General features: G+C 44.8%; 23 protein-coding genes, 1 riboswitch and 1 other annotated feature. Of the genes, 3 read left to right on the top strand and 20 right to left on the bottom strand.

Annotation, left to right across the window (positions count from 1 at the left end):
• Positions 1-40 precede the first annotated feature (40 nt).
• The 20 genes from WJ238_RS07955 to WJ238_RS07860 all read right to left on the bottom strand — a co-directional run bounded on the left by WJ238_RS07955 (position 41) and on the right by WJ238_RS07860 (position 17,322).
• Positions 41-400 (bottom strand): hypothetical protein, encoded by a 360-nt coding sequence (locus WJ238_RS07955; protein ID WP_230106484.1) that lies wholly within the window; start codon positions 398-400, stop codon positions 41-43.
• 46 nt (positions 401-446) lie between these two features.
• Positions 447-878, bottom strand: coding sequence for a C-GCAxxG-C-C family protein (locus WJ238_RS07950; protein ID WP_230106485.1), 432 nt, complete (start codon positions 876-878; stop codon positions 447-449).
• Complete coding sequence (locus tag WJ238_RS07945) at positions 814-1,719, bottom strand: hypothetical protein (protein WP_337606627.1); 906 nt, start codon at positions 1,717-1,719, stop codon at positions 814-816. Before WJ238_RS07945 ends, WJ238_RS07950 begins: the two co-directional genes overlap by 65 nt.
• Before the next feature lie 19 nt (positions 1,720-1,738).
• Positions 1,739-3,646 carry an NAD(+) synthase gene (locus WJ238_RS07940; RefSeq protein WP_230106487.1) on the bottom strand — a complete coding sequence of 636 codons (1,908 nt, stop codon included), beginning with the start codon at positions 3,644-3,646 and terminating at the stop codon, positions 1,739-1,741.
• A gap of 29 nt (positions 3,647-3,675) precedes the next feature.
• A complete protein-coding gene (hslO, locus tag WJ238_RS07935) occupies positions 3,676-4,551 on the bottom strand; it encodes an Hsp33 family molecular chaperone HslO (RefSeq protein ID WP_337606626.1) in 876 nt (291 codons plus the stop codon).
• Positions 4,552-4,652: 101 nt separating this feature from the next.
• Positions 4,653-5,405: a class I SAM-dependent DNA methyltransferase gene (locus tag WJ238_RS07930; protein WP_316266789.1), complete on the bottom strand. Its 753-nt coding sequence runs from the start codon at positions 5,403-5,405 to the stop codon at positions 4,653-4,655.
• A complete protein-coding gene (locus WJ238_RS07925) occupies positions 5,405-6,457 on the bottom strand; it encodes a branched-chain amino acid aminotransferase (RefSeq protein ID WP_256195400.1) in 1,053 nt (350 codons plus the stop codon). The genes WJ238_RS07930 and WJ238_RS07925 overlap by 1 nt, the downstream gene beginning before the upstream one ends.
• Before the next feature lie 91 nt (positions 6,458-6,548).
• Positions 6,549-7,058 (bottom strand): acetolactate synthase small subunit, encoded by a 510-nt coding sequence (ilvN, locus tag WJ238_RS07920; protein WP_230106491.1) that lies wholly within the window; start codon positions 7,056-7,058, stop codon positions 6,549-6,551.
• A gap of 18 nt (positions 7,059-7,076) precedes the next feature.
• Positions 7,077-8,795, bottom strand: a complete 1,719-nt coding sequence (gene ilvB / locus WJ238_RS07915) for a biosynthetic-type acetolactate synthase large subunit (protein WP_230106492.1) — start codon at positions 8,793-8,795, stop codon at positions 7,077-7,079.
• Between the two features lie 56 nt (positions 8,796-8,851).
• Positions 8,852-9,110: a binding site (T-box leader), on the bottom strand.
• Positions 9,111-9,202: 92 nt separating this feature from the next.
• Positions 9,203-9,889, bottom strand: a complete 687-nt coding sequence (locus tag WJ238_RS07910) for a PHP domain-containing protein (RefSeq protein WP_230106493.1) — start codon at positions 9,887-9,889, stop codon at positions 9,203-9,205.
• A gap of 16 nt (positions 9,890-9,905) precedes the next feature.
• Entirely contained in the window at positions 9,906-11,183 is a 1,278-nt protein-coding gene (locus WJ238_RS07905; RefSeq protein ID WP_256195369.1) for a glycosyltransferase family 4 protein, read from the bottom strand.
• Between the two features lie 5 nt (positions 11,184-11,188).
• Positions 11,189-11,680 (bottom strand): dihydrofolate reductase, encoded by a 492-nt coding sequence (locus WJ238_RS07900; RefSeq protein ID WP_230106495.1) that lies wholly within the window; start codon positions 11,678-11,680, stop codon positions 11,189-11,191.
• Positions 11,681-11,708: 28 nt separating this feature from the next.
• Complete coding sequence (thyA, locus tag WJ238_RS07895; protein WP_256195365.1) at positions 11,709-12,557, bottom strand: thymidylate synthase; 849 nt, start codon at positions 12,555-12,557, stop codon at positions 11,709-11,711.
• Positions 12,554-13,054, bottom strand: a complete 501-nt coding sequence (locus WJ238_RS07890) for a GNAT family N-acetyltransferase (RefSeq protein WP_256195363.1) — start codon at positions 13,052-13,054, stop codon at positions 12,554-12,556. Before WJ238_RS07890 ends, thyA begins: the two co-directional genes overlap by 4 nt.
• Positions 13,055-13,235: 181 nt before the next feature.
• Positions 13,236-13,517, bottom strand: coding sequence for a DUF2325 domain-containing protein (locus tag WJ238_RS07885; protein WP_230106498.1), 282 nt, complete (start codon positions 13,515-13,517; stop codon positions 13,236-13,238).
• 39 nt (positions 13,518-13,556) lie between these two features.
• The gene (locus tag WJ238_RS07880; protein ID WP_230106499.1) at positions 13,557-13,991 is read right to left on the bottom strand and encodes a flavodoxin; all 435 of its coding nucleotides are present in this window, start codon (positions 13,989-13,991) and stop codon (positions 13,557-13,559) included.
• 42 nt (positions 13,992-14,033) lie between these two features.
• The gene (locus WJ238_RS07875) at positions 14,034-14,630 is read right to left on the bottom strand and encodes a DUF3793 family protein (protein WP_337606624.1); all 597 of its coding nucleotides are present in this window, start codon (positions 14,628-14,630) and stop codon (positions 14,034-14,036) included.
• Between the two features lie 145 nt (positions 14,631-14,775).
• Complete coding sequence (locus WJ238_RS07870; protein WP_230107526.1) at positions 14,776-15,207, bottom strand: MarR family winged helix-turn-helix transcriptional regulator; 432 nt, start codon at positions 15,205-15,207, stop codon at positions 14,776-14,778.
• 14 nt (positions 15,208-15,221) lie between these two features.
• The gene (locus WJ238_RS07865) at positions 15,222-15,785 is read right to left on the bottom strand and encodes a folate family ECF transporter S component (RefSeq protein WP_230106501.1); all 564 of its coding nucleotides are present in this window, start codon (positions 15,783-15,785) and stop codon (positions 15,222-15,224) included.
• Positions 15,786-15,851: 66 nt separating this feature from the next.
• Positions 15,852-15,951, bottom strand: a riboswitch (THF riboswitch).
• Positions 15,952-16,035: 84 nt separating this feature from the next.
• Positions 16,036-17,322 carry a homoserine dehydrogenase gene (locus WJ238_RS07860; RefSeq protein WP_230106502.1) on the bottom strand — a complete coding sequence of 429 codons (1,287 nt, stop codon included), beginning with the start codon at positions 17,320-17,322 and terminating at the stop codon, positions 16,036-16,038.
• 187 nt (positions 17,323-17,509) lie between these two features.
• Here WJ238_RS07860 and WJ238_RS07855 point away from each other — a divergent pair, with 187 nt between their 5' ends.
• The 3 genes from WJ238_RS07855 to WJ238_RS07845 all read left to right on the top strand — a co-directional run bounded on the left by WJ238_RS07855 (position 17,510) and on the right by WJ238_RS07845 (position 19,242).
• Positions 17,510-18,001: a MarR family winged helix-turn-helix transcriptional regulator gene (locus WJ238_RS07855; RefSeq protein WP_316270652.1), complete on the top strand. Its 492-nt coding sequence runs from the start codon at positions 17,510-17,512 to the stop codon at positions 17,999-18,001.
• Between the two features lie 2 nt (positions 18,002-18,003).
• Entirely contained in the window at positions 18,004-18,543 is a 540-nt protein-coding gene (locus WJ238_RS07850) for a flavodoxin domain-containing protein (RefSeq protein ID WP_337606623.1), read from the top strand.
• Between the two features lie 219 nt (positions 18,544-18,762).
• A complete protein-coding gene (locus tag WJ238_RS07845; protein ID WP_337606622.1) occupies positions 18,763-19,242 on the top strand; it encodes an MGMT family protein in 480 nt (159 codons plus the stop codon).
• Positions 19,243-19,302: the final 60 nt, after the last annotated feature.

Below are 19,302 nucleotides of genomic sequence, written 5' to 3'. Positions count from 1 at the left end.
CATATAACAAAAAGAGGGCTATGTATGTTCTGTAAACGCATCATACACCGCTCTCTTTTTCATTATCTTTCCCAAGCAGAAGGGGGACTCCGACTTTAAAAAACACACTGACAGAAATCAGGACATAAAGGAGCAAGGACGATTTCCATCCTGCCCCCCACTCTTTTTCTGACCTGTGATACAGCTCTTCCATGGATTTCTGCAGATCGTTTTTCTTTTCCAAAAATCTGGCTCCTATCTTTAACGCTGCAAAAATCTGCATAACAAGAAATGATCCGCAGAGCACATCCCGAATTTTGCTGCCTGTCCCCTTCATCACATGAAATACGGACAAAAATATGGAAACAATGGTTGCAATATCATGAATATATGTAAGTTTTAGAAATCTTTCCTCTTTCATTTCAAACTTTCCTCCTTTTTCCATATATATGCCCGCATTTCCTGTTTTATGACATTTTTTTCAACATTTCTTCCAGGATCTGCGCTCCTGCCTCTACACAGAAAGTACAGCATGGAAGGGGCTGTGGCCCTTCCTGGGTTTTTAAATCCCTGCAGTAAAGTGAACCGCACTTTTCCTGAAACTTTTCAGCAGCCTCCCGGATCCTGTCATATGTCTCAAATTTTGTAAGCATAGGCTGCTCCATATCTCCTGCGCTTCCGGCAAGGCTGATGATCAAAAACATTCCCATAGCGGCTCCGCATGTATCCTTCAGCCCTCCGATTCCCGAGCCGAACCCTTCTGTAAGGCGAAACATATCCTTCTCACTTATCCCATATTCTTCACACACAGAACAGGCCACTGACTGACAGCAGTTATACATCTTCTGAAATTTCTCCACTGCTGTTCTGGCAAGTTTCTCCGGATGTTCTTCCTTCATCCTCTGTCTCCTCCTTTCCTTTTTCCTCTCTTATCTTTTTAAGCTCCTGTACATAAAACAACTTTCCGCCGTATTTTTCCACATAGGCAAGTCTTGCGTCTGCCCCTGTCTCATTGCCGCATAAATACTCCAGCACGCCTTCCCAGCAGGCAATCCCGACTTTAACCCACGGCTGTGAATCACGCTGGTACAGGCGGGTATAATCCTGCAGGAATCCATAGGCAGAAGGATAATCCTTGTTTTCCAGCGCGCGCCTCATATTGTTGGACGCACACAGAAGCTGCATATAGACCGTATCCTCCCTTCCTCCGATCGTTCTTTGAAATTCATCCTCGAGATTTCTCACCTCTCCTGCTCTTCCCTGACGAAAGAGGAGGGCGGATCTTAACATATAATAATTATATTTATACTTCTTCTTCAGTCCGTCCGGGCTGACCCTGCTTATGGTATCCCAGGACTGCTCAAAATTACCTTCATAATACTGGGCAAGGGCCAGATTAATCTGCTTTTTCGTTCCTCCGCCGACCCGATACAGGCACGCCTCATAGAGAAAAGGATCGCAGGATTTCGTCAGACTTCCTGAAATTTGGGTCTCTGCTCCCTGAATAACAAAAATCAAAATCTGAACGATCACATAGTGACTCAAAATAATACAGATCCGGGTAACAACATTAGTATATCCCCCGATCCACATAATCCGGTCCAGACCTGCAAAGAGCAAAAGGCCATGCAGGATTACAAGAACAACGCCCGTTATCCCAAGTCCTTTTTGAAGCCAATAATTCCTCACTCTCCGGTCAATTTCCTGATGGTCTACATTCTGTATCTCTTCTGCCTTCATATTTCTTGTCTCCTTCCCATCACTGTTCCAGATTCTTCAGCCAGACTGATGCACAGGCATCGCTTGGCATCCTCCAGTCTCCTCTCGGTGAGAGCGCAACGGTTCCTACCTTCGGTCCGTCCGGCAGGCAGGATCGTTTAAACTGCTGGGTAAAGAACCTTCTGCAAAATGTCTCCAGCCATTTATAAATTGTTTCTTTTTCATATTCTCCTTCAAAAGCCAGACGGGCGATCCGGTAGATCTTATCCGGTTCGTATCCGAAACGCAGGAAATAATACAAGAAGAAATCGTGAAGCTCATAAGGACCCACCAGATCCTCTGTCTTCTGCGCGATCTGTCCGTCTTCCGGCGGCAGAAGCTCCGGGCTCACCGGCGTATCCAGCACATCATAGAGTACGGCCTGGAGTTCTTTATCCTCCAATGTATCTGCGTAATAGCGTACCAGATGACGCACCAGCGTCTTTGGCACGGAAGCATTCACCCCATACATGGACATGTGATCTCCGTTATAGGTGGCCCAGCCAAGTGCCAGCTCAGACATATCTCCGGTTCCGATCACCATTCCATTTTCCTGATTGGAAATATCCATCAGAACCTGGGTCCTCTCTCTCGCCTGCGCATTTTCGTAAGTGACGCTGTGATCATTCATATCATGACCAATATCCCGAAAATGCATGGTCACTGACTCGGCCAGTTGTACCTCTCTCAACTGGGCGCCCAGCCTTACCGCCATGGTACAGGCGTTGCTGTATGTTCGGTCCGTTGTCCCAAAGCAGGGCATTGTCACCGCAATGATCCTTTTTCGGTCCATTTTCAGCATATCAAAAGCTTTTGCTGTCACAAGCAGCGCCAAAGTAGAATCCAGACCGCCTGAAATGCCCACAACCGCACTCTGAGCATGCGTATGGGCAAGTCTTTTCTTCAGCCCCATAGCCTGGATCATCAGAATTTCCTCACAGCGCTTCTCCCTTTCTTCGGAGGAATCCGGCACAAAGGGACGGGAAGGAAATTCTCTTGTCAGAAATGTATCTGTCATCTCCACCTGAAAAGGAACACGCACCAGTTTCCTCGTCTTTTCTGTCTGGAAAGTGGTGTTCTTTCTCCGCTCGCTTATCACACGCTGAATATCAATCTCAGAATAGATGGCGCCGTTTCGGAATCTCTCCCCTTCCGCCAGCGTCGTTCCGTTCTCCGCTATCATATTGTGCCCGCCAAAAACAAGATCTGTCGTAGATTCCCCCTCCCCGGCATTTGCATATACGTATCCGGCAATGAGACGGGCAGACTGTCCTTCGATCAAACTTTTCCTGTATGCGGCTTTCCCGATGGTCTCATCGCTGGCAGAGCAGTTGACAATGATAGTTGCCCCCTCTCTTGCCGCCTGTATGCTGGGCGGTACCGGAGACCACACATCTTCACAGATTTCCGCCGATACGATCAGATCTTCCATCTGCCCGGACACAAAGAGTATCTGCGGTCCAAAAGGAATCTTTTCTCCTCCAAATTCAATTTCACGCACCTCTCTTGGTCCCTCTCTGAACTGGCGCATCTCGTAAAACTCTCCATAATTAGGGAGAAATGTCTTTGTAGTCAGCCCCAGGATTTTTCCTCTGTTCAGAGCCGCCGCCGTATTGTAAAGCTCTCCTTCTACCGCCAAAGGCACGCCTACAAAGACCAGCGCATCCTTCTCTTTCGTGTAATCCGCAATCTTCCAGAGGGCTTTTCTTGCTCTCTTAAGAAGAACATCCTGAGTAAACAGGTCTCCACACGTATATCCGGTAATACAAAGCTCCGGAAACACAACAACCTTGGCTCCGGCCTCTGTAGTTTCATCGATCATCCGGCAGATCTGCTCTGTATTGTAATCCACATCCGCAACACGGATATCGCAGCTTGCGGCTGCCACTTTCACAAAACCATGTTTCACGTTCTTATCCTCCTATCTTTCCCCAGGCACTATTTGCTCCGCTTCAGGATTTCTTTCAGTTCGTCTATAGTATATTTGTAGGCTGTATTACAGAAATGACACTTCACCTCAATATCTTTGCCTTCCTTTATCATCTCTTCTATATCTTTCTTGCCGATGCTGACAACTGCCTGCTCCACTCTTTCCTTAGAGCAGTTGCAGTAAAATCTGGCAGGCATCGTATCTGTGATCTCCAGTCCCATACCTCCCAGCAGTTCCTCCAGAAGCTGCTGCGGTGTATATCCGGCATCCAGAAGCTTTGTAACTGAAGTCACCTTTTTCAGATTTTCCTCCAGCTGGTCTATGGTCTTGTTCTCTGCAAAAGGCATAAGCTGGATAATGAATCCTCCCGCGCATTTTACTGTATTGTCTTTATCCATAAGAACACCCAGTCCGACAGAGGAAGGGACCTGCTCTGAATTAGCAAAATAATAGGTCAGGTCCTCTGCAATCTCACTTGTCACAAGGATGGTCTGCCCGGAATAAGGCTCCTTTAACCCCATATCCTTGATGACTGTCAAAAGACCGATCCCTACTGCTCCCGCTACGTCAAGCTTACCGTTTTTGGGCGGCAGCATTACATCCGGATTCAGCACATATCCTTTGACATTGGCATGGCTGTCGGCTGTTACAGTAATCCCTCCCAGCGGCCCGTCCCCTCTGATCTGAAGGGTCAGCATATCTGTATCGTTTTTCATCATACTTCCCATGATGGCTCCCGCCGTCAAAAGCCTTCCAAGCGCCGCCGTTGCCACCGGGCTTGTTCCATGCCTTCTTCTTGCTTCCTCCACTGTATCTTTGGTTACTGCCGCAAAGGCACGGATCTGCCCTTCCGCCGCTGTTGCTCTTACGATATAATCTGTCATCTATTGAAATTCCTTTCTTTTCTTTTTTCTGTACATTACCTTTTATTGTAATATGTTTTGTCTTTCTTTACAAGTAGGACCACAGACAAAAAGAGTGCGGCCTATTTTCCGCACTCTCTTGCCATCATACATATTCTTTCGCTTTCTTTGGTAGGTGCCTGCTCCGTGTAGGAGTCATAGGCAGCCACGAACTTCATACCGCTTTTTTCGATCCGTGCCTTCATCTCTTCCAGAGTATACGCTCTTTGCAGATGAATTTCCTGATATTTCCGGTAAAGATCGCCCTTCTCCTGCACAAACAAAGTCAGTGCATATTCATTCAGTCCTTCTGCTTCATCATAATAGTTTTCCCAGATAAAGCTGCACTCTTCCCGCTCTTCCGCAATCGTCTCATCCCTAAGAATCTCTTTGTATTTATACTCTGTATTGAAATCAAAGATAAAAATTCCTCCGGGATCCAGATAATTGTTGACTAATCTGAAAATCTGCTCCAGCTCATCTTCCTCTGTTATGTAATTGATACAGTCACAGACACTGACAATAGCCTTTACGGTCCCGTACAGTTCAAACTGGCGCATGTCCTGGAGAAGGTAGAGGATGTCATGGCCGCTCTTTTCCTTCTTATTCATGGCAATCTCAAGCATTTCTTCAGAGTTGTCCACACCGATCATATCATAACCGTATGATGCCAATTCTTCCGTCATGCTTCCGGTACCGCATCCAAGATCCAGAACAAGACCACTGTCAATTTCTTCTCTTTCCAGAAGCTTTCTTATATACTGCGCCCACTCCCTGTAGGGAACATTATCCATAAATGTATCATAGACTTCCGCGAATCCGGTATAGCTTTCCATTAGCAGATTGTATGGATCCAGCCTTCCGGAGCTTCGATATGCCCCATCTGGATTCCGGTGAGTGTATCGTAAAGCTTCTGGATGGTCGGTCCCATCTTTTCCATTCCGCTTGGGAAGCAGATCTCTTTATCGTGATCCACAATCTTTCCTACCGGGGAAATAACTGCTGCCGTTCCGCACAGACCGCATTCTGCAAAATCTTTTACCTCATCCAGATAAACTTCTCTTTCTTCTGTCTTAAGTCCCAGATATTTCTCCGCTACATAGAGAAGAGAACGTCTTGTGATGGACGGCAGAATTGTGCCGGACTTAGGTGTAACTACCGTATTATCTTTTGTAATAAAGATAAAGTTAGCTCCGCCTGTTTCTTCCACCTTAGTCCTTGTAGCTGCATCCAGATACATGTTTTCATCATAGCCTTTCTGATGTGCGTCAACAATAGCATAAAGGCTCATAGCATAGTTCAGTCCTGCCTTTACATGTCCGGTTCCATGAGGCGCTGCACGGTCGTAATCGCATACGCGGATGGTGATCGGTTTTGCGCCTCCCTTGAAATATGGTCCTACCGGAGTAGTAAATACGCGGAACTGGTATTCGTCTGCCGGCTTTACGCCGATGACCGCATTGGATCCGAACATATATGGACGAATATATAACGTTGCCCCGGAACCATACGGCGGAACGTATGCTGCATTGGCTTCCACTACTTTATGAACCGCCTCCACAAAACGATCTTCCGGAAATACCGGCATCTCCAGACGTGCTGCGGAATCAGCCATTCTCTTGGCATTCAGATCCGGACGAAATGTTACAATATGTCCATCCTCTGTCGTGTATGCCTTCAAGCCTTCAAAACATGTCTGTGCATACTGAAGCACGCAGGCACACTCATTCAGTACAATATTTGCATCGGAGGTTAAAGCCCCTTCGTCCCATGCCCCGTCCTTATAGTTGGAGACATATCGCATATCTGTCTGCATATAGGCAAATCCCAGATTTGACCAGTCAATATTTTTCTTTTCCATGGATAATTCCTCCGTTCCTTCTTTTATTAATCTTTTTTCATTATAATACTGTCATATACAAAATTCAAGAGTGCACTCTGTTTTTTTGCCGGGCATATTATCAGCTGTGAATAGTAACTTAGCGCTCCATCATACTGATGGATTCGATTCCTACGCTTCCACCCCGCACTACTTCAATACTCTTAAATTCTTCCTTCATCAGTTTGATAACTGCGTCATTCTTTGTCGCGGTCTGGACGAACTCTAAAAGAAGGCTGTCTTTTCCGTAGTCAATGACTTTTGCCTTGAAAGTCTCTGCAATCTGAAAGGCCTCGATCTTATCCTCAGAAGTACAGTTTTTTACTTTAATATAAAGGATTTCCTTCATACGTACAAAAATATCGGTAAAATCAATGACCTTGATCACTTCTACCAGACGGTTCAGCTGCTTTTTGATCTGTTCAAATGTCTCATCATCGCTGACTGTGGCAATCGTCATACGGGACACCGTCGGATCTTCTGTTGTCCCGACAGTAAGGCTGTCAAGGTTATAAGATTTCCCGGAAAAAAGTCCGGAAATTTTGGAGAGAACGCCTACCTGGTTCTCCACATACAGGGATATCCATCTTTTTTTCATTGTACTGTTCATTCTTTTCTCTCCTTTCTCTTAGCAATCCATGATCATATCTTCCAATGTTCCGCCCGGCTGGATCATAGGATATACCAGATCTTCCGGATCGATCAGAAATTCAATCACAACAGGCACTTTGCTCTTCTTTGCCTCTTCAAAGGCCGGTTTTATCTCTTCCTTTTTCGTTACACGGATGCCTTTTGCTCCATAGCTTTCCGCCAGTTTCACAAAGTCAGGCGTATAAGGAGGACACTCTACCTCGCCGCATTTACCTCTGCAGGCTGCTCCTGACCGCAGGCAGGTCATAGAATACCGTTTGCCGTAAAAGAGCTTCTGCCACTGACGTACCATCCCAAGTACGCTATTATTGAAAATGCAGCTGATGATCGGAAGCTCCTCCAGCACTGCTGTGGCAAGCTCCTGTATATTCATCTGCATTCCCCCATCTCCGGAAATGGAGATAACCGGCTTATCCGGATTTCCAATCTTGGCGCCGATAGCCCCCGGCAGGCCATATCCCATTGTACCAAGTCCGCCGGACATGATAAGCTGCTTTCCCGGTTTCAGTTCCAGGAACTGTGCCGTAAACATCTGATGCTGCCCTACGTCTGTCACGACAATGGCTTCCTCAAAACTTTCATTGATTTCATCAATAATATCTTTAGGAGTCATGATCGGGCGTTTCTTCATCACGAGAGGATGCTCTGCCTTCCAATCAGCAATCTGCTCCAGCCAGCTTTTTGTCTCGCAGACTTCCACATATTCCAGCATTTTTTCAATTGCTTCATGAGCATCGGCAACAATCGGCACATCGACCTGCACATTTCTTGAAATAGCAGAGGTATCAATATCAATATGGACGATCTTCGCGCAAGGTGCAAAAGAATGCAGTTTCCCGGTAATGCGGTCATTGAATCTGGTACCAATGGAAAACAAAAGATCACAGTTGTTTACCGCCATATTTGCTGCGTACGCCCCATGCATACCAAGGTTTCCGATAAAAAGCGGATGATCTGTAGGAACCGCTCCGCGCCCCATAACGGTTGTTACAACAGGAACATTTGTCTTCTCCACGAGTTTCGTAAACAGTTCCTGTGCATGGGCGATATTAACGCCTCCTCCCGCAAGGAACAGCGGATTCTTTGCTTTGCCAAGCATTTTAATCGCCCGCTTAAGCTGCCCGATGTGTACATGAGTATTTGGCTTATATCCTCTGATATTTACTTCAGACGGATATTCTGCACTTCCCAGTTCTCCCATCACATCTTTAGGAAGATCAATGAGCACCGGCCCGGGACGCCCCGTCCGTGCAATATAAAAGGCTTCCCTAATAATCCTTCCAAGATCTTCTCTGTTCCTGACTGTCACTCCGTATTTTGTGATGCTTCTTGTAATCCCTACAATATCTACCTCCTGAAAAGCATCGTTTCCAATCAGATGTTTTGCCACCTGTCCTGTAAAACACACCAATGGCACACTGTCATAATTAGCAGTCGCAAGCCCTGTAACCAGATTGGTAGCCCCCGGTCCGCTTGTAACAAGACATACTCCTACTTTTCCGGTTGTCCTTGCATAGGCATCTGCCTCATGGACCAGGGCCACTTCCTGTCTTGGCAAAATAACTTTCGTATAATCCTGCTTATACAGCTCGTCGCTGATATCAATTGTACAGGCTCCGGGATAGCCAAAAATTGTATCCACTCCTTCTTCTCTCAAGGCCTTTACCAGTAATTTGTTTCCAGATATTTTTTTCATACTGTTACCTCCTTTTGATTATTAGGAACGAACAAAGAAAAACCCTAAGCCAAAAAGCTTAGGGCGAATCTTTCATCCGTGTTACCACCTAAATTCAGAAACAATGTCTCTGCACTCTGTCAGTACGGGAATTTCTCCGATACTGCTTCCGCTAACGCCGGAAATACGTTGGAGCTTACTAAAAAGGAAATGTTTTCCCTCTGTTCGGTCCACTGCTCGAAGGCTACTTCCACAAACCCTTCACGAAGATTTTCACCATCCATCTTCTCTCTTGGCATCCGGTGTCTATGTACTCCTCCTTGTCATAGCATTTTTCCCATAAATTCTTTCTTTGATTTTAAATTATAAAATCTGGTAAATTAGTGATATTATAATGGATACCTTCCGGAATTGTCAAGGTTGCAAATTTATCCTCTTTCTTTATTTTTCCTAGAAGAAATCCACTCCTCCTGGGGAAATGCATCCATATCGTCAATCTCCACAATATGATAGGCTCCATCTTTATAATAAGCGGGCTTCATACCGCCGCTGCGAAAAGCCCGGACCAGATCTGTTTCTGACTGTATTTCCATTGGAAAATAGGTTGCACACACTCCTACTTTTTCCGGGACATGGCAATCACTGGCCCCCACCGGAATCAGATCCAGCTTTTTCGCATATTCTGCGGCTTTCATGCAAGCCTCTCTGTGTGTACTTCCGTTGAGCACTTCAATTCCCGAAAGCCCTGTCACCTCATCAAGATGTTCCTCCATTCCCCTCCGGTTATTCCGAAAAGGATGTGCGCTGTAGCAGACTCCTCCCTGTTCTCTGACAAAATCAATAAATTCCTGCGCGCTAATGCGCTCTCTTGGGTAATCCTCGATCCCATAGGCGATAATATCTCCCTGAAGAGAGTAAAATTCAATTCCTACAAAGATGGGATACCCTGTTTTTGCCGAATATTCTTTTGCAAAAGAACGAATATCCATATTATCATGGTCAGTGATACATATAGCATCCAATCCTTTTTTCTTTGCAATTTCAACGATTTCTTCCAACGTAAGATAACTGTCCCCCGAATTTCGCATCTCATGCATATGCAAATCGATAAACACAATACCCCTCCTTATGTTATCCGTTTTCTAATCTCTCTTTTCCCGGGCATAACACTCTTTTACACACAGCTTTCCATGAAATTTCGGAAAGATCAGGGCATGGCTGTCTGCCCACTGCGATTGCCGCTGCAATCTGATCTGCCAGCTCCTGTTCAAACTGTTTCAGCTCTTTTGGATCCTGTCTCCCGCTTTCCGCTCCCTTTTCCGCCGCCTTTGGCGCTTTCACATAAAAGACCGGTGCATCGGGAACTGAACTGGTAAGGAAGGGACGGATCCCCGGCAGGTCTGTCACTACGGCCCTGTCCCCACATGCAAGTGCTTCAATCAAAGTAAGAGGCAGCCCCTCACCAAAGGAAGGCAGGACAAACACATCAGATTCCCGATATCTGTCCGCCAGCTCTTTTTGCGGCAGTCGCCCCAGGAAATCAACCGGAATGGGGGATCTTTCTGCAATCTTACGAATCCCGGCATACTCCTCCCGGTTTCCGCTTCCTCCCGCAAGGAACAGCCTGATGGAACCGGCCTTATCCCTCAAAGCCGGATCTTCCTGCATCTTCTTTGCCAGATAATCCATGCTTCTTATCAAACTTGCCGCTCCCTTGCTCTGTGTGATTTTGCCTGCAAAAATAATCTGTGTACCTTCTTTCACCTCCCTCGCTTCCCCTGGGGAAGCCTTGCGGGATGATGCTTCACAGAAAATTTCAGCATTATACCCGATACCGGAAAGATAAATCCTGCTTTCCTCCACAGGAAACAGCTCCAGAATTTCCTGTTTCTGTTCATCGTGAAGGGCATAGATCCTGTCAAGGGCAGCTATATGCTCTCTGATATAGCTCCTCTGCAGGCCATGGCTTCTCATTTGCCGCAAGTCGGTATTATGACAGAATCCATAAACCGGAATACTGCCGGCACATTCCTTTGCAATGGCTGTGACAAGATAAAGATGATGGCTCAAGATCAGATCCGGGCGAAATTTAACGACAGCCTCTTTGATCTTCTTTCGGAACGCTGTCATAAACTGTTCTGTCATCTCTTCTGTCATAGTGCGATACACCGTGCTTTCATAAGGCATCTCATCGGACATCCCGGCAATGGCAAAAGGCAGCTCTTCTGTATGAAAATACACAAAAAACCGTTCTACATCCGGCGGAAGAAGGATCTCATCTTCCGGGTATACACCGGCAATTACCGCCTGTGTATGCCCTTCCTTTTCCAATTCCCTCACAAGCTCTGACAGGTAGATACCGCTCCCTGTACTGTCCGGCTTCTGGGCTGTGATATTCAATATTCTCATTGCTCTTAGGATATCCTTTCATAGACCGTGAAATAATATTCCAGATCAAAATAAGTCTGTTCCTCACTGATCTTTGTCATCTTCCACTGTGGATCCGCATCCAGGTCAGGGAACCACGTATCCGCATCATAGGCATGTTCCGTTTTTGTTATATATGCCTTGCTGCAATAGGGCAGAAGACTGCGGTAAATACTCTCTCCGCCTATGACATAGATGTCTTCCTGGCTGTATTTTTTCAACTCTTCCATAAGTTCTTCCATGGAATGCACCAAAACAGCTCCGGCTGCCTTGTAACTTTTATCCGATGTCAGTACAATATTTGTCCGGTTTTTCAAAGGCTGACCTCCCGGAAAGCTCTCCAGTGTCTTGCGCCCCATCACAACAACCTTTCCTGTCGTTGTTTCCCGAAAGAATTTCATATCCTGGGGAATGCTTACCAAAAGTTTATTTCCCTTTCCGATCGCCCAGTTTTTATCTACATTCACGATTAAATTCATCTTATTCTCCCTTATATTCCCGAAAAATTTATATAGCTACCGGTATATTTTTTATCTGTTCATGAGTCTCATAATCAAGCAGTTTCACATCGTCCGGCGTAAAATCATAAAAGTCCTTCACTTCCGGATTCAGCCAGAATTTCGGCGCCGGAAGCGGCTCCCTTTGTATCAGTTCTTCGATCATCGGAATATGGCGGTCGTAGATATGGGCATCGGCGATCACATGAACAAATTCGCCCACTTTCATGTCACACACCTGTGCCAGCATATGGAGCAGTACGGCATACTGACATACGTTCCAATTGTTTGCCGCCAAGACATCCTGGGATCTCTGATTTAAAATACCATTGAGCGTCAGCTTTTCACTCCCTTTTTCCTTTGTCACATTAAATGTCATGCTGTAGGCACAGGGATACAGCGCCATCTCATGAAGATCCTGATGAACATAAATATTCGTCATAATCCTTCTGCTGTAAGGATTATTTTTCAGATCAAAGATCACCCGGTCCACCTGATCCATCATTCCTTCTTTGTACTGATGCTTCACCTGCATCTGATAACCGTATGCTTTTCCGATGGATCCGCTTTCATCTGCCCAGCTGTCCCAGATATGGGACTTCAGGTCATGAATATTATTTGATTTTTTCTGCCAGATCCACAAAAGCTCATCTGTACAGCTCTTTATCGCCGTCCTTCTAAGTGTCAGGGCCGGAAACTCTTCCGCCAGATTGTAACGGTTCACAACCCCGAATTTTTTAATCGTATAGGCAGGGGTGCCGTCCTCCCACACCGGGCGCACCTTTTCTCCCTCTGTACTTGTCCCATTATCTATAATATCCCGGCACATCTGAATAAAGATTTTGTCCGCATAACTCATTGCATTTCCTCCTCGTCTGATCCTGCCATATTTTTCAGGCTGTTACCTGTCAGGCGGTAAACTGTCCACCCCTTCATCGGCTGTGCATGAAGAGATAAATAAAACTCAATACTTGGCCGGTTCCAGTCCAGGCAGGACCATTCCAGGCGGCCGCATCTCTGCTTTACCGCAATCCGGGCCAGCTCTCTAAGAAGCCCTTTTCCATAGCCTCTGCCGCGATATTCCGGAAGAACAAACAGATCTTCCAAATAGATTCCGGCTCTGCCAAGAAATGTGGAAAAGTTGTAAAAAAACAGAGCAAACCCTACTTCTTTTCCATCTTCCAACGCAAAAAGAACCTCTGCTTTCTTCTTTTCAAAGATCCACTCTCTGAGAAGTTCCTCTGTCGCCACCACCTCGTCTTCCAACTTTTCATATCTGGCAAGATTCTTTATAAAAAATAAAATCTTCCCCGTATCTTCCGGGAAAGCGAACCGAAATTCCGGCTTTTTCTTCAATCTTTTATCCTTCTTTCTGCTTATTTTTCCACATAGAAATATTATATCAGTTTCCGTCTCATGGTTCAAGGAAAACCCGGCAGATAGAAATAGCGATTTCTTAAGTCCAAACAGGACAGGGAATCCTCCCTGTCCTGCCGAAAATACTCTTTTTGAAACAGCAATTCCATCCTTTCACAGATTAATTACAACACTCTCTTAGAATGCCGTCCAGTGCATTTGCGCTGCTGCTGTGGGAACGCTCCACCCGTACATCATAACGCTCCGCCTCTTTCAGAGCACAGTGTACCATCTTATGGGCCACCGTAGAGGTGAAAAGGATGATAAGATCCGGACGCCCAATCTGTGTTTTTAAATTTCCTGCCATTCTCGTAAATACTTTTGCCTTGCAATTATATTTTTTACAGATTTGCTTATATTGACATTCCATCCGTTCATTTCCGCCAATAATCACAATACTCATGTCATAATCTCCTTTCTGTCCGAATCCTCTTTTCCTATCCTATTTCGCCGCTTCCGCCAATGCTTTCCCTGCCTTTTCACATGCATTCAGCGCCTCTTCATCCGGGGCCTCGTTGGCAATCACTCCCGATCCTCCGATCAACACAGCTCCTTCCGCTTTCATGCGCTCTTCCCAGGTGCGCATCCACTCTCCGTCTCCCCATCCGTACGAACCAAATAAAAGAATGTTCTTTCCGCTCACCTTCCCTTCCAATTCCTGTACGAAAGGCTCCATCTCCGACTCTTCCAGTTCTTCCGCACCCATGGAGGGGCATCCGAGGGCAAATACATCCCCTCTGGCAATTTCTGACGCATCCGCCTGATCTACTGAAAGGAGCTCCGCTTCTGCTCCTCCCTCTACGATTCCTTTCACGACAGCCTCCGCCATAGCCTGTGTGTTTCCTGTTCCGCTCCAATACACAACTGCAATACTCATACCTGCATCCTCCTATCATGTAAAAATCAATAAACTGACATTTTAAGCCGCCCATGCCACAATTTCCGTAAATCGCTTTCCGGCCAGCAGCTCTTTTACCGCCTCGTTCCTGGCTCTGTCGTATGCCTGAAACTGTTTTCTTGCCCGCTCCGGATTATGATATACTTTCCAGTACCCGGACAACAGATAATCCTTTCCTCCGTTTTGAATGAAGCCTTCTACATCCCGAAGCGGATAGTCAAGAAACACTCCAATCTCATGCGGAAAGGAAATATCCTCTCTGGAGTACATGCCGATCCGTTCCGACAAACGATCCAGCGTTTCTTTTACCATATACCCTCTGTATCCGTAAGAAGAAAGAAACCTTCTTATTTTCCCGGTCCGTATATATCTGGCAAACGCTTCTTCCCGGTACAAAAATACAAGACAACGTTTCTTCCCGGAAGCGAGGATACGAAAGGAAATACCGGATCCCTCCAATATCCTCTCCAGCATTTCACAGGCATCCGGCGCCATGTTCGTAATCGCTGCAAGCTTAATTCCTTTCAGGAAAGGGGCACACTGCAGAACAAGCTGTGACTGTATCCGCCTCACTTCATCTCCATCTGACAAAAGGTAAGAAACCACTTCTATCGGCATAAATTCCTCCGTATTTTGAAATTGATTATCATTTACTTTTAACAATATAGCATATCCTACTCAAATTATCAATACATTTTTTGATAACTTTTATCAATTTCAAAAAGAAGGCATCGGAACATCCGACGCCTTCTTTGTTATATTTCTATGGTTCTGATACATTATACAGTACCCGGCTTAACATCTTCTGCAAAGCCTGGACTTCCTTTTTTGTCATTCCGATCGTAAGCTCTTTATCGATCTTTTTGCGGTCCGCCTCCATTCTTTTCTGAATATCATAGGCCTTCTCCGTCAGATAAATGTTTTTACATCGCTTATCTTTCGTGCTGGGGACGATCAGTATAAATCCTTTTTCGTCCAGCCTTTTCAGCAACCCTGTCACCGTAGGATTTTTCAGGCTCAATGCCTTTTCCACATCCTTTTGGTTGATCTCTTCTTTTCTGCTGTGAAACAGATAATCCAGCACTGCACATTGGGAGGCTGTTATTCCCAGCGTACGCAGCCTGTTATTAAAATCTTTTTCATATACATTATTGATCTGTTTGAACAAAAAACCGATAGGGAGCCGCTCCTGCATCATATCATCCTTTCTTATCTGGCTGGTCTGGCAAATACAGAAAATATCTGCGTCCTTCCAAGCACTCTGGCAACTGTAAAAAACAACACAATATCTATCGGAAGCAGAATCGCTTCTTTTATAATTCTGGCCGGGAGCAGTACTGCAAAGGCATTTCCATAAAGAATCGTAAGCCAGTACGTATTTAAAAGCAGATTCACAAAAACTGTCACAAGTGTGTTTGCCACAATAATCCTCTTCAGGCTCACCGGCTTTTTATAGAGCACAACGCCATAGATCAGGCCGGCCAGCAAGCCGCTGATCGTAAATCCCGGAAAAAATGCTCCGATGGGTTTTACTGCGTATTTAGCAATATCGGCGATCGCTCCCATAAATCCTCCCGCTACCGGTCCAAACAACATTCCCGTCAATTCATTTGGGATAAATGCAAATCCAATCCTCAAAAAATCCCCAATCTGAATCGTAGCATAAAATCCCAACACAACCGCCAGCGCAAGCAGCATTGCCATAACCGCAAGTTTTCTGACATCCTGAAATTCATGAAGTGAATCTGCAAATAATTTTTTTGTTTTTTTCATAAAAAATACCTCCTTTTCGCAGTAGTCCTTTCAGCTACCCATAAGCAGGTATTTCTGTCTATGTGTAGCAGCGGGATGCGGAACATGTACCGCAAGCTTCTTGCTTTTCGTCCCGCTGGCAACTCCCCGTCCAGCCGGCACTTAACGCACACATTCCTACTCTGCTCTTCCTTTTTTGTTTGTGTTCATCCAAATACTATGATGATTTTGTTTTATTCTAGCACACTTCTTGCCATGAAACAATGCTTTCCTAATATTCACGGATTACGCTGCTGATTTCATGTACCACATCAAGCTTTTTCAGATCATTCAGCGCATCTGCCATATGGTACTCTTTTACCTCTTCTGTTCCTATAACAAGTTCAGCCATTCCGCTTTTAATTACCTTCTGCACCACCTTGGAAATGCTCACCTTATGAGTAGCCAGTTCTCCTGCAATGGCAGCCAGTACACCCGGCTTATTTACCACCTGCATTCGGATGAAAAACTTATTTTTGATATCTCCCGGATTTTTCACAGGAGTTGTGCGGTAACAGGTACAGCCGATCCGCCCTGTGCAGCCGTACTGCATATTGCGTATTACATCGATCACATCTCCCATGACAGCGCTGGCTGTGGGAAATTCGCCTGCTCCCCGTCCGTAGAACATCACATCATCTACCGCATCTCCATGCACAAACACTGCATTAAAAGAATCCCTTACTGTGGCAAGCGGATGATCTTTGGAAATCAACATGGGATACACGGCCGCTTCAATCTGTCCGTCCCTCTGCCGGGCAATGCCCAGCAATTTAATAACACTGTCAAATTCTTTTGCATACCGGATATCTCTTGCAGTGATTTTGGTAATTCCTTCTGTGTATACATCATCAAACACAACTCTGGAGTGAAAGGCTGTAGAGGCAAGGATGGCTATCTTTCTTCCTGCATCCAGGCCCTGAATATCCGCTGTGGGATCCGCCTCCGCATAGCCAAGCTCTGTTGCCTGATCCAAGGCTTCCTGAAATTCCATATTATCTTCAAACATGCGTGTGAGAATATAGTTGGTCGTTCCGTTGACAATTCCCACTGCATCGGATATTTCGTTTCCGGCCAGACACTGTTTGAGAGGACGGATAATGGGAATCCCTCCTGCCACAGCTGCCTCAAAAAGAAAATCCACTCCGTTTTCCGCCGCTGTTTCATATAACTGTGCTCCGTGAACCGCTACCAGATCCTTATTGGCTGTCACTACGCTTTTGCCTGCGCGCATCGCCTCCAGAATAATGGTTTTCGCCGGCTCAATGCCTCCCATCACCTCAATGATAACTGAGATTTCCTCATTTCCAGTAAGATCTCTGTAATTATCTGTCAGAAGACTTGGATCCACTCCTTCTCTCTTCTTTTCAATATTATGTACAAGGATACCCTCAATCTGCAAAGAAACACCTGTTTTTTTCTCTATTTCTTCCTTCTGTCTCTTGGCAAGTTTGTAGACACCGGTTCCTACTGTTCCAAGGCCAAGCAGCCCTGCCTTGATTATCTTTCGTTCTGTCATATGCTCCCTCCGTTTCATGTCGTAAAGTATAGCACAGTTACTATGGTTCTTCCAGAATAAATAAATCATTAACAAATCTATTCTTCTGTTTTCCTTTATTGACAAATACGTAACTAGTTGCTATCATATTAGTAACAAGTTACTATTTTAGATAAGATTTTCTTCCTATCCACTCAACGGAGGACGTATGGAAATCAATGATCTCATTCAAAAATTTTCTGATTCAACAGAAAATCAATGCAAAGCACTGTTCAGTACGCTGTTCATCGCTGAAAACAGACTGCAGACCATATTTGACAACACCATCCCGGAACTGTCCCTGAAGCAGTTCATGCTCCTGACTATGGTAAGGCAATCGAAGGATCATCCTACTTTCACCCAGCTTGGACGCCTCCTTGGCTGTTCCAGACAGAATATCAAAAAGCTTGCCCTCGCACTGGAAAAGAAGGGATTCGTTACAATCGCCCCCTGTCGGCAGGATGCACGTGCTTCCAGCATTTACCCTACAAGCAAACTAAATGACTATTTTGAAAATGTATTTACTACATATCAAGAGGATCTGCGCTTTCTTTTTGAAGTCTACTCTGAAGAAGAGATCGCACAACTCTTCCGGTTAATGATGAAACTCTACAAAGGGATTGAAAATCTGGAATCAAAAACAGGAAAAAAGGAGAACTAAGTATGAGCAGAATTTTAGTATTGTATCGTTCTAAATATGGTTCAACCAAAAAGTATGCTGATATGTTAAAAGAGGAACTGGCCTGTGACGTCTTCGAAATAGGAAATTTTCCTTTTCATCAGGCGGAGCATTATGATTTTATTATTGCGGCAGGCGGCATATATGCAGGAGGGATATCCGTTATAAAAGATATCCGGCGGAACCAGCGTTTTCTTTCGGATAAAAATGTGGTTATCTTTGCCGTCGGCGCAAGTCCTTTTTATCCCAAAACATTTGAAGAACTTAAAAAGCAAAATTTAAAGGATCTCTCCTTTTCTGTCACCATGTTTTATGGGCGGGGAGCATACGATGAATCTGTCATGAGCTTTAAGGACAGAACTCTGTGCAGAATGTTAAAAAAATCGCTTCAGAAAAGCAAACCAGAGACATTGGAACCATGGATGGAAGCTTTCCTGGAAGCGGATGGTAAAAGCTGTGACTGGACAGACAGAGCTTATCTGGAACCCCTTTTTGATTACCTCAACGTCCGGTCTGCAACTTAGCTTACTATAAATAAATTTTCCTCTATTCAATAGAAAGTTATACAAAATTATGGAAGAACGGCACTTGAAACAGAGTGTCTTTTTCTATGCAGCGAAACAGAATGGCAACGCTTAGAAGAGCGTGATATAATGTTGGTACAGATAAATTATCTATTTTTTCAAACAGCCTCATTGCATAGGAATAACAAACAGTCTATCCTTAAAGTGGGAGGTGGCAAAATGGCAAACGAAAATAGAAAAGATTTTAATGCTATGCTGCACGATAATAAGGATATGCCAAAATTTCAAATCATTACAGACAAGAAAAGCATTGAAAAATATGGTGGAAATAAAATGTATTTTGCACCACCAATCGACTATGACAAAGTAATGAAAAAAATTCCGTATGGTAAAATAATTACCGTTGGAGAAATACGGAAATACTTTGCAAAATTGAGTGGTGCTGATTTTACAGAGCCAATTACAGCAGGAATTTTTGTTTCTATTGTTGCATGGGCGAGTTATCAGCGTTTAGAAGATGAAACACCTTATTGGAGAACATTGAAAGCAAACGGAGAACTAAATGCTAAATATCCAAATGGTATTGAAGCACAGAAAGAGAAATTAGAAGCAGAAGGACATACTATTATTCAAAAAGGTCGTAAAAATATACGATACTATGTAAAGGATTATGAAAATTCTCTCTTTGATTTGAAGTAATTCAAGTTTGTGCAAAAGTTGATTACTTTCTTGTCCGCTTTCCTACCACCGACGCATTAG

The organism is Claveliimonas sp. (assembly GCF_037273965.1).
GTDB lineage: Bacteria > Bacillota > Clostridia > Lachnospirales > Lachnospiraceae > Claveliimonas > Claveliimonas bilis.
This window is presented reverse-complemented; position numbering and strand designations above follow the sequence as displayed.